The sequence below is a fragment of the Anaerobutyricum soehngenii genome (assembly GCF_009697165.1).
GTDB classification, from domain to species: Bacteria; Bacillota; Clostridia; order Lachnospirales; family Lachnospiraceae; genus Anaerobutyricum; species Anaerobutyricum soehngenii.
This window is the reverse complement of the sequence record NZ_VULP01000007.1, coordinates 30,488-42,441: the sequence shown is the minus strand read 5'-3', so window position 1 is coordinate 42,441 and position 11,954 is coordinate 30,488. Positions and strand designations below refer to the sequence as shown.

The following is an 11,954-nucleotide window of genomic DNA, read 5'->3' as shown; positions in this document are numbered from 1 at the left end:
TACTTTATTGATTCTGCGGATTAATTAAAATGTAACCGCCGCTACTTGCCTTACCACCCCAGTATATTGATGTGGATGTCGTATTGGTACATGGGAACATATAGCCAATCAATTCTCCAAGTGATGCATACTTTATTCTCTGGTTATTTCCAAAAGTTTTAGTAGAACGGTCTACGGAGTCTGCTACAATTACTTTTCCTGTATCTGTCATTCCAAGCATTGTCATGCAGTGATATCCGCTTGTCCATTTGTTCGCTACTGCACCAGCTTTTCGGCTCTTAGCAGCAACAACAAAGATTACCGGATTACCAGTCCTTAAATGTGCTTCAATTTCCTGCTTTGCCAGACTGTCTGAAAAATCTCTGACATATTTATATCTTACTCCATAGCCTTCAAGAATCTTCGTCATTCCATATAAACTGATTGGCATCGGACGACTCTTACTGTAATTCTTCTTCCACTTGTCTCCAAAGTACTTCTTCTCAATCTTTTCTATCATACGGGTCGGCTTATATGTAACTCCTGCATAAGCACTAAGTACCGTTGTTAATGATGAAGCAGAACATCCATGTCCCTGCATATAATGAGGAAATTTTTTGCTTATATTTTCCCTTCCATTCTGTTTATAAATAGAATATGTTCGGTTATTCGGATATCCTGTTACTGTAACATCTATCTGATCTACTTTTGTATTGTCTGGAAGATCTGCTCTCTTTGTCACAAGATTATTTGGATTAATGACCGTCAGGTCATACTCTAAAACAGCATTACCTGTTTTACATTTAATCGTTGTTTTTCCTGCTTTTAAAGCCTGTACTGTTCCGTTATTGTCAACAGCGGCAACCTGACCGGACGAAGAAGACCAGCGACATACATTAGCTGTATTAACTACTTCAACTTCTCTTGTTGTTTCCACAACCATCTTTGTACTTGCGTTTTCAAGTTTTGGTACATACACCTTACATTTAATCTTTCTTCCGGTACGAGTCACACAAACAATCGTAGTCTTTCCACTTTTCTTAGCCTTTACAACACCCTTTGAAGTAACTGTCGCAATCTTTTTATTACGGGAATACCATTTCCTTGCTTTTGAATTTCTTACTTTTAAAGTAAACTTTTTCTTTTTAGACAAAGTTAACTTTTCTTTATTAAATCCTACAACTACAACTTTGCATTTATATGTTTTCTTTTTCGTCCTTGCTTTAATATAGGCTGTTCCACCTTTCAATGCGTATATTCTGCCTTTTTCATTTACAGAAACTATATTTTTATTACTGGAAGACCATTCAACTTTCCCCCTTGCCTGCCGTAATTTCAACTTCTTATTTGTTCCTGCTGTCATCACTATATTTGTCTCACTCAGCCGGGTTGCTCCCTCAGAAGAACAACTAAACTGAATGAACATCGTAAACGTTAATAGCAACACTGTTAATAGCGTATATAACTTTTTATGTTTTCTCATAACTGTTACCCTCCTCCTGATAAATTCAAGAATACTTAACTACAACAAGCTACTTTTTATCTTCCGCAATAACCGTAATTAATTCTGCTTTATATCTTTGCTAATATTCATATCATTTTTAATAAAGTCATTTACATATTTAAAAAGCTTTTTATCTACTGAATCGGTGTAATGTAACTGATAGCTGGAACTTTCTCTCATATAGCGCACATTCATCTTTCTGTACTTAATAGCGTAACGATATGCACTCTTCTTATGAACCCATCCGTTTTTCTGGAATACATTCTTATAAGTATCCACATATGTTACATTCTTATAACCGGACTTTTTAACAAGCTTACGTAATGTCTTATTAAAACGAATGACTTTGCTGTTTGTTACCGTATTTCCTCTGTAACGAAGCGTACAGTATACCGGGTTAACAGAAAGAAGATAAAAATGATCTTCTGGATATTTACTGATAAAACTCTCATATAACTTCCAGTACTCTGTAGCAAGTGTTTCCGGACTTGCCGGAGCTACTCGTCCACCACCTACATAGGATCTAAACGGACTTACCTGTGGATTATAAATATCATTTACTCCGGAGGCAAAGACAATATTCTGACGACCAGCTTTTCTTGCTACGTTCTGTATTCTCGTTCTTCCTCCACGCACCAGATTATATCCGGTTCCTCGTCCTGCATAACAGTCACGATACTTGAGCATAAGATATTTGCCCTCTACTCGTGCTTTATTGCGATATTTTGTTCCATTTGGGGCTCTCATATTCATGTCCTGATAGATGAGAACGGTTCGGGAATCTCCCACCCATAATGAAATCGTATCGTTTGTATCAATATTTTTCTTTGCAGCAGCCTGTGATGTCGTATTGAAACTAAATAACATAACTGCTGCCATAGCTAATGCCATTACCTTTGTTAATAAACTTTTCTTCATAATGCCTTCCTTCCTGTCTTATTCATCTGGTACATCGTTTTATAAATAACTATGTACTAACATTCTCCAAACAGCAGAATTCGAAATACTTTGAATCTGCGCAGAATATACTTTGCTACAATAAATGATATGCCTGTTCCTGACACAAAACATAACATAATAACCAAAACATTTGGCATATGTAATATGTTCCATAAAGCTAATCTTGATACCGTCTGTACCGGGTCTGACAAAATATAAATATCCATACTCGCATCACCCAGACTTTTCAAAACGCCATAACATTTTACATTCTTCTCCACAAGCCAAAGAGAAAACCACATACATAATATTGTTCCTGAAACAGAAGTAATAAATTCTCCTCTTCCCATCTGATAATTTACTATATTACATATAATAAATGCGATTGCCACCAAAATAAAAATCAACTTATTCTTTCTGATTTCTATGAATTTCTCATAATGATCTCTAATATAAATTCCCAGAATAAAGAAAAATAAATACTTTGGTATACGGAAACTCCAGTTAAATATAAAGGCTGTGCATGAAAGAATAGCGCTTATAATAAGCATCGGTAACAGCACTGAGCGCCTCAGTAAAATCAATGCGATTACCGACACCCAGAAAAGGGTATATAAAAACCACATCGTTGTATTCGGATTATCTCCAAGAATCAACTTCCAGCTTTGTGAAAAATCATATGGATTAATCGCAAACCTGTTCATAAAATATTTTAAAGGCATATAGAGAATTCCCATAACAAAATAAGGAATCAGGAGACGGGCTGCTCTGCTTTTTATATAGTTTATGTATTCTGTCATCTTAGAATACTGAAGAATCTTTACAGAAACAAATCCCGATAACACAAAGAACAGAGGCATGTGAAAACTATATATTATACTGATCAGTGCATTCCCTGGTACATTACTTACTCCTGTCTGCTTTAAAGCATGTCCTAATACAACAAGAAGAATACCGATTCCTTTTGCAATCGTAATCTCGTTATAATATTTTTTATTTTGTTGTGTTGAATTCTCCATAACTTTCTTTCCTTTTATTATTCGTTACTTATCATTCCATGTAACTTCTTTTCTATCTTTATCGTCAGGTGATTGTATCGCAGAACTTCTTTTAAAAATTCAATAACAACAGAAAACAGCAGACAGTCTATTACTAATACAATAACGATCAGCCACCAGAATCTGAAAGAATATGAGAAGTCCTCAAACCATCGCGAACGGATAAAGTTATGAAATAAAAAGATATTCATTGAGTATTTACCCAGTATACACAGCATATCCCGAAGAATCGGTATACTTGCAAGGAAAAGATAAGTGAATAAAATAACTGCTAATGGTGTTACACTATCGGTAACATTCGGATGCACTTTTCCAAACTTTGAAGTCTTAAGCCATACGGTTCCAAGAATGAACACAGCAAGTACACAAAACTCTGCTACCCTTGTGATCATAAGCCCTGTATGTGGAATCCTCCAGTCTACAGCCTTAGGAAATAAATCTTCCTGTGCAAACCAGATACCTAACGTCATAGCTGGAAGATAATGTACAACACTGCTGCTCATCGGCAATGATAATGCCATTGGCAGAAGATAACTCAATGCAATCGTAGTAAATGCTCCACATTTACGATACACATAATAAAGAAATGGAAGCAGCATAATCTCCATAAATGCAAGTCCAAGATACCACCAGGTTCCAAGTAAAGTCGGTGTTCCAAAAATATGAGCCAACCCTGAAAAATCAATAAGCATATAAATAATTCGAGTCATGCCTTGCTTATATACGGTAAAGCTTTCCGGCGCCCAAACTTTACATCCAACAATCGCAAGAATATAAATCGGCCAGAAACCACTCAGAATCTTCCACACTCTTCGTATTGTAAGCCAGGAAATATTCTGTCTCTCATATTTATTCTGATCATATAGCTTTTTTAAAGAAATCGTAATGCCATAGGCACTTAAAAATACAAAGATTCCAACACAGACTTTTGCCCATAAAGACAATGTTACAACGGTTCCTTTTGAAAATGGTGCAAACGATACCCCATGTGCCTTAAAATTAATATTGGTTACATAACAATGATGGAAGAGCATTGCAATAATTGCAACGCCCTTCACGATATTTGTATCTTTTTTAGAAAATTGTGTATTCATCCGTACTTCCCCTGCTAAAATTACTTAACGGAGAATGGATTTCCAGGGAATAATTCAGGATCTGTAGGGTCAGTTTTTCTGGAATTCTTTAACTTACCTGTAGTATGTTTTAACTTAACAATACCGAAAGGTCCCTTTTTATTTTTCTTTACAATGTTGATCCATGTACGCTGTTTCTTTGGTGTCTTCTTTGCAACATCATAAACGATCCTTGCGTTTACCGCCTGCATACGAACACAGTAAGATGTATTGCTGTTTCCTAACTTATTATAATAAGATGCAGATAATGCCTTGTTATTACCATACTTTGTATATACACTACTGTGAACTAATGTAGGAGTTCCTGCAATACGTGTGGCCCACTGATAGAAACGTGTATTGTTATTCGGCACTCTTACCCATCTCTTTGCGGATGTCTTCATTAAGAAAAAATGTCCTCTAGGTGTTCCGTTCGCCTTTGCAGATGTAGAACAAAGCACTGTCTTCGCTGGGATGATATACTTCTTTGTCTTCTTATCGTACAGATAAAATGTAACATTATGAGTCTTTGTATTAATCTCAATCGTCATTTTTGTCTTGATGCACTTGTTATATCCCCAGTCTTTAAATAAGTTTGTAGAAAGAGAACCATCGCCTTTAAAGTAATATTTATACTTCGTGCTTCCACCGGTATAGCTCTTTAACATCTTAAATCCTTTTGCAGGAGCAACACCTTTTGTAAAGTAATAAATCTTTCCGCCAACCTTCTTCCAACCGGTAAACTTCTTCTGTAACAGACCCTTTACATAATACTTTCTGCCTGCAACACCGGAAAATACTTTTCCATTCTGATAATATACACCGTTAATCTGCACCTGTGCACCTGTACTTACATTCAGATACTTTCCTGTAAATGTTCCTGTATAGGCTGCTCCCCGTACACCTTGTTTATAGTTGTAAAGCTTACCGTCCTTTAATGCAGCACCTGTGTAAAGCTGTCCAGTTAAATAAAGTTTTCCTGCTTCCTCACCTGTAAAATTCGCTTCAGCTGCCTGAACTACTGCAGGGAGATTAACACTTCCAGGTAATGCTGTAAAATTAAATGTAAATAATGCAGCACCCATTACAACACCCGTTAAAACGGTCTTTTTTACGTTAGTAAATTTCATAGAATCCTCCTTATAATTGTTTATATGCTAATACTTTTACTTTATCGTTTCGTGTAAGAAAAGTCAAGCAAGTGTCTTTACTAATTATTACGTTTTTTTAGCTTACTTGCTGATTCACTGATTCTTTTTTCCTGCCCAATATAAATATGCACAAAATACAATCGGTATAGAGTAGATAACCGGAAATGCATACCTTGGATGTCCTTTAATAACCGGCGCCAGTACAATGATCGCATCGCTAAGCAAAAGCGGCATCTCCAGCAAAAACATCTGTGGAATCTTCTTGCGTATTCCATTGTAGCAAAGATAGATTAAAATCAGATTAAAAAATGCCATACTTGCTATAAGCCCAAACACAGGCAAGGTAAAAAACACCTTATTAAATCCAGTTCTCCATCTATCCAGTTTTTGAATCACCGGAACTTCATGAACCCCTAACTTTTCTGCCAGTTTCTTTGCGGAGACTTTGTCCGGCGCTGTTGTATCATAAACGGTACTGTTCTCTACCAGTGGATATACCAGATAATAATTCTGATTCATTGTTGCTTCTATATAAGTGACGGGATGCTTCAATCCCTGCTGCACCCACACTTTAAGATACGCTGTCAGATCTTTTGTCGTTGCTCTTTTCTTATAGGTAGCTTTGACCGGATCTGAAATCTTCGGATTATAATACTTACCAAGCTTATTGTATGCCAGTACTCCCTTTATCGCTTCCCTCTCTTCCTGCGTTACTTCCTCTTCATGCTCTTTCACATAACGGGCGGTCTGCTGAAATGGCAAGGATAATGCTTCCTGAATCCCTCCTGGTTCAATGTTATAATGTCTGGTCAAAAAGTTCTGAACCCCTGAAGAAACAGCAACAGAAATCAGACATACCATGACTGCTGTCATAAAAGTTTTCGTATATCGAGTCCGTCTGCTTTTCTTTCTGATGCGACTTGTATCTTGATTCTCCTCTTGATCTGTACGCTGGTTTCTATTCTGTAAAAGTACTGTAATTAAAATAAATAGGATCATCGGATAGATAATATACTTTCCGTTATTTCTAAACAAAACAGAGCCAATCATTGATGCTGCTAAAAGAAAACAATGCTTTTTACTTTTCCAATATTCCTGTTTTAATAAAAGTATGTACACTAGCTCAATGACAAAAAGCAATATAAAATAAGAATATATCGTATCCTTTACGATCATTCCGATATACTGCGTATAATATGGCGAAGAAACAGCAATAATAAATGCTGTAACTTTTAACCATGTTGGTGAAGCAAGCTCCTTCATTGTATAAAACATATATCCTAAAATCAGCGCAAATAAGATTATCTGAAATAAAATATATAAAAACAAGCCCAGATTCGCACTTCCAAGCAGTAATCCTACTCTCTCAAAAGCTCCTGCCAAAACAGTATGTGCCGGTGGATGATGTGTCGTGAATCTCTGGAATCCAAAAGATTGCAGCATCTGATTCCACACATCAATGCACATGGTCGCCGGATAAGATAATAATAAATTCGGCAGCCAGCATACAAACAATACTAAAACAGAAACTTTAAATGGATGCTTATTGTAGGCATCACAGAAAAACACTTTTTTCTTTGGCAGCCAATCCCATCCAGACTGTAAAAACAGATCAAGCAAAGCTGACATTTCAGAAAGGAACCAAGTAATGCCTGTCACATAGACAAGCGTTTTCACCATCTGTCCTGTTCCCATATGCAATAATGCAAGGGAATTTACCCTGTAAAAACTTTCTCCCATCACCCATACGACCGCAATACAAAAACATATAAGAAATAATACCGGTGTCCTATGTACTTTTGTTTTGTTTTTATAAAGATATCTCTCTATAATACACAACAAGACAAATACCAGCGTTGCCGCTGCCATCGTACCGGTCAGACTTCCTTGAAAATTATAAAATATATTAAGCATCTTGCTTTCGCTGGCCAAATGGTTCATATCCTGTGGAATATCAAACCGTATATTTAATGCTAACGTAGCAAGAAAACTCATGATAAAACGAATGACCATGTTTTCTATCTCCTCACTAGTCTCTTAGAAGAGTATCTTCTCTACTCACTTTTTTTCTGAAAAAAACAAAAAGCGTATAAGCTTCAACATAAACTTATACGCTTTTTAATATCTTTACAATCCTTTAATACGGATAATAAAAGAAATCTTATGTTTATTTAAATAACTAAAAGTCTTAATCTTATCTGCAGAATAATAACGTCTTACTCGTCCTCTGCGAGTTCCTGCGGAACCTCCATCTAACCAAAGTTTCTGTCCCTTGCCATTCTTACCAACGTAAATATTAGTGTGAACGATATCTCTCCATCCAATAATATCACCAGGCTGTAACTTAACATCCTTCGCCTTTTTATTTACTTTGATAATCTTAACTTTTCCTCTCCAGGATTTAAATCTCTTATGAATTCTTCCTCCACGAGTGTAAAAAGTCTGTCCCTTCTTCAGTACTCCGAATTCCTGCAGACACCATGAAACATATGATGCACAGTTTGCTCTTCTTCCATGTTTGATACTTGCTGAAAGAGTTGGCTTATTATGGCTTCCGTATGTAAAATTGTATTTTGTTAAGTCTCTTCCGACTTTCTGACAGGCCTCAATCCAGCCTTCTGTATCCTTTGTATAATCAGATGCTTTTGCCTGTACAGCTGCCGGCTTAACTGCAAGCACTGCTACAATTACCATCATCGTTAAAACTAATGTGCGGAGGCATGATTTCCAGTTTGCAAAATATGTTAACTTCATGTATAAATCCTTTCCAGTGCGGTGTTTTTAACTTTCTGTAACATATTCTACGATAATTATTAACAAAAGTCAAGTACAAATTTAATAATTCTGTAACTTTTGCAACATTTGTTACGATTTTGTTAACAAATCATCCCGGAAAGGTGATGAATTTATGTCTTATAATACTAAATTCAATATTAAATTCTATGATCAAATAATGTTGGGGTCAAAAAATATTTTGACCCTGGTATCAGCAGCTTAATGAATTGCTGTTCCCTCTGGTACACAATCATCTACAAAGATAATCTTACATCCGAAATCATCTCCGCTGGCTGCGATAAGCATACCGTTACTCTTCACACCTGCAAACTTCACCGGCTTTAAGTTCGCGATTACAATAATCTTTCTTCCGATCAGTTCTTCTGGTGTATAATCGTCACGAATAGAAGATACGATAATTCTTTCATCTAATCCATCAAATAATGTAAGTTTTAAAAGTCTCTTTGCATTCTTTACAACTTCACAGTTAATAACTTTACATACTCGCATATCAACTTTATCAAACGCATCAATTGTAATCTCTTCCTTAATCGGTGCAATTGCATTTTTTCTGGCTTCTTCTTCCTCAGCAGCCTTTCTTCTGGCTTCTTCTTCTGCAGCTTTTCTCTCTGCCTCAGCCTTCGCTTCTGCTGCAAGAACCTTCTCTTCTTCTGTCTGTGGAGTAGAGAAATCAAGGAGTCCAAGGTATCTCTGTGGTTCTACAGCAAACAGGAATAAATACAGTCTTGGTCCCGCGGCTTTACCAATCATAAGATTATATGCGTTCTTAAAGAACTGTGCCTGTGCTGCCTTCTTATTCTCTTCCTGGAAGTCTGGGTCTGCCTCTCTAGGAATCGTATAGATAAAGCTGTTAAGAGCATCTAAATCATATTCACCTTTAGCGATAAAGTCATGTAATAACTCAATCTCCTTCTTCTCCACCTCATTCAGTGTATTATAGAAATCCCAGTTTCTGTATCCAAGAAGTGTATTCATGTTCTCTGGTGAACACTTCTCTAACCAGTACTTCGCAAGCTCAAGACGCTCTGCAAACTCTTCTTTCTTATATGGTGTACCAATCTTTTCAAATACCGTCTCAAGCATGTCTGCATTGAAATCTACAACAGAACCAAAGTTTACGATCTGCTGCATTGGTACCGGATGAATCTCACGACCCTCGATCATACAGTTATGCATGATGCCTTCAATATAATCATAGTTCTTGCCCTTACCTGCCTGATACACCTTAAGCATCTTATCAAACTCAAAATACTGACGTAAAATCTCGTCATCAAAGCAGAAATCAAATGCCTTATTCGGCTCTGACTTAGAATAAAGCCATAAAATCATCTCCGGCTGATAAATCTTAAGTAATGTATCCGGTGTAAGATTAAGACCTGTAGAACCAGACATCTTACCAGTTGTTCCCTTGATACCTACGAATTCATATCCTTTAAACATAGGTGCCTGCGCTCCGAAAATCTTCTTCGCGATGATCTTACTTGTATCATAACTTCCTCCTGGGCTGGCATGATCCTTTCCGCCCGGCTCAAAGTCAACACCTTCGATCATCCAGCGCATAGGCCAGTCAATCTTCCATGCAAGCTTACAATTAAAGTCCTTACTGAAATCCCATGTGCCCTTATGTCCACACTTACATGTATATTCACATGTTACTCCGTCTTCAGAAGAGGATATGATTGTTGTTTCATCCTTACCACATACCGGACAGTAAATACTTACCGGATAATATGCTTCTCTCTCTTCTTCTGTTGCTACCTGCTGACGGAACTTATCAAGAATATCAAAAATCTCTTTTCTCTTCTGTACTGCCTGGATAATATACTTCGCATACTTTCCGCTGCGATAATTCTCACTCTGTCTACGGAAATCAACCTCTACTCCAAAACGGGAAAGAGATGCTTCAAATTCCTTTTCAAAATGTTCTGCATAAGAAGAGCAGCATCCATAAGGATCCTTTACATCTACATATGGCTTACCAATCTCGTTCTCTAACTCAGGAGCTATCTCCTTAACGTTAACAGGTACCTTTCTGAAACGGTCAAACTCATCCCATGAAAATAACAGGCGGGCTTTCTTTCCCTGCTTGATCAACGCTTTATATACAAAATAACTTGTAGCTATATCTCTGAAATTACCAATGTGAATGGATCCGGATGGGCTGATACCCGCTGCACAAACGTACTCTTCCTTGTCCGGAGATCTCTTAATAATATCTTTTGCAATCTTCTCAGACCAATGCATTCTTCTTCCTCCTACTTTTCCTGTACTGAAATCTGTCTTCAGCAGCACCAGTGTGCTATCTATCTTCATTAATTATAAAGGCTTTTAAGGGCATCTGCCTCAGCCCATAGTCAATAAAACATTATAGCAAACCCTATACGTCTTTTCAAGAAAAATATAAGAAAATCACCGAAAAATCGTACTATTCACCCCTTGGTCCCTCGATATATTTCAAAAATCGTATGCAATCTGCTATTCCACAAAAATAACTTTCTGTCGCATACTCTGCCTCTGCCGCACTCTGTGCTTCAAAAGCCTCTTCTATAATCTCTCTCTGCTCCTCTGTCAGATTCAGCGTATCAAGCTTGGCATACGCCTCTTCTTCCTCTCTTACTAAACGCCTGTATGCTTCGGAATTCTTCCGAAAATCTGCCATGTTCTCATTACGAAAATGGTCTAACGTGAGCCGAAATCTCTCTTCCCATGAATCTATAACATTCCCCTGCAATGTTTCCCTGCCTTTCTGCTTAAGACACAAGCTATACTAAATTTCCATACTAACTTTTAAACACAAAAAAAGCATAACACAGCCTCGGATTCGTGTCAATATTTTACTTTGAATAATTATTTTTACTTACGCATAAATTAACTATTTACTTTGCTATTTTCAAGAATTTTTCAGCACTCTTGCTGCGAGATACGCATCCCATCCGATATAATGCCCATTTCAACAAATAAAATACAAAATATTCATTGACATAACTGGTAAAATCCTTTATACTGATATTTACCGTGCAGCTGGGAAGTTAGCGGCGTCCTGTACCTGAAATCCGCTATAGCAGGAGTGATGGTCAGCCTCGGATGTCTTATTGATGGAGCTGCCCTTTATAAGTGGTGTTGACAATTGGGTCTCGCGCAACAGGAATCTCTGAACCGTGTCAGGTCGGGAACGGAGCAGCACTAAGGAGTCTCTCCTGTGTGCCGTGAGGGTGCCTGGTTCGAGCTAACTGTAGAGGTAACGTCTGTTGGTAAGCATACAAAGCTGACCGCACGGTTTTAATAATTCGATTTTTATATTCACATAACAGAAAGCGTCACATGAATGGATTTTTAATAATATTCCATCTTGTGGCGCTTTCTTAATTCTTTTACTAAAGCAAAAACTCTCTATTAATTCTTCTGTTGATTCTAT

Annotated in this window: 9 protein-coding genes and 1 other RNA gene; 1 reads left to right on the top strand and 9 read right to left on the bottom strand. The window is 37.1% G+C overall.

Annotation, left to right across the window (positions count from 1 at the left end; all coding sequences use genetic code 11):
* Positions 1-4: 4 nt before the first annotated feature.
* The 9 genes from FYJ25_RS05055 to FYJ25_RS05015 form a co-directional block, all read right to left on the bottom strand.
* The gene (locus tag FYJ25_RS05055) at positions 5-1,462 is read right to left on the bottom strand and encodes an Ig-like domain-containing protein (RefSeq protein WP_154580715.1); all 1,458 of its coding nucleotides are present in this window, start codon (positions 1,460-1,462) and stop codon (positions 5-7) included.
* 78 nt (positions 1,463-1,540) lie between these two features.
* Entirely contained in the window at positions 1,541-2,401 is an 861-nt protein-coding gene (locus tag FYJ25_RS05050) for an SGNH/GDSL hydrolase family protein (protein WP_154580714.1), read from the bottom strand.
* 56 nt (positions 2,402-2,457) lie between these two features.
* Positions 2,458-3,441, bottom strand: coding sequence for an acyltransferase family protein (locus FYJ25_RS05045; RefSeq protein WP_154580713.1), 984 nt, complete (start codon positions 3,439-3,441; stop codon positions 2,458-2,460).
* A 17-nt stretch (positions 3,442-3,458) separates the two neighbouring features.
* Positions 3,459-4,574 (bottom strand): acyltransferase family protein, encoded by a 1,116-nt coding sequence (locus FYJ25_RS05040; RefSeq protein ID WP_154580712.1) that lies wholly within the window; start codon positions 4,572-4,574, stop codon positions 3,459-3,461.
* A 20-nt stretch (positions 4,575-4,594) separates the two neighbouring features.
* Positions 4,595-5,722 (bottom strand): L,D-transpeptidase family protein, encoded by a 1,128-nt coding sequence (locus FYJ25_RS05035; protein WP_154580711.1) that lies wholly within the window; start codon positions 5,720-5,722, stop codon positions 4,595-4,597.
* 114 nt (positions 5,723-5,836) lie between these two features.
* Positions 5,837-7,756, bottom strand: coding sequence for a DUF6020 family protein (locus FYJ25_RS05030; protein ID WP_154580710.1), 1,920 nt, complete (start codon positions 7,754-7,756; stop codon positions 5,837-5,839).
* A 114-nt stretch (positions 7,757-7,870) separates the two neighbouring features.
* Entirely contained in the window at positions 7,871-8,497 is a 627-nt protein-coding gene (locus tag FYJ25_RS05025; RefSeq protein ID WP_154580709.1) for a hypothetical protein, read from the bottom strand.
* A gap of 240 nt (positions 8,498-8,737) precedes the next feature.
* Positions 8,738-10,783 carry a lysine--tRNA ligase gene (gene lysS, locus FYJ25_RS05020; RefSeq protein WP_096238879.1) on the bottom strand — a complete coding sequence of 682 codons (2,046 nt, stop codon included), beginning with the start codon at positions 10,781-10,783 and terminating at the stop codon, positions 8,738-8,740.
* 181 nt (positions 10,784-10,964) lie between these two features.
* Positions 10,965-11,270, bottom strand: coding sequence for a hypothetical protein (locus FYJ25_RS05015; RefSeq protein ID WP_123864818.1), 306 nt, complete (start codon positions 11,268-11,270; stop codon positions 10,965-10,967).
* A gap of 282 nt (positions 11,271-11,552) precedes the next feature.
* Between FYJ25_RS05015 and ffs the strand changes: the two genes are divergently transcribed.
* Positions 11,553-11,816: signal recognition particle sRNA large type (gene ffs / locus FYJ25_RS05010), an RNA gene on the top strand.
* Positions 11,817-11,954: the final 138 nt, after the last annotated feature.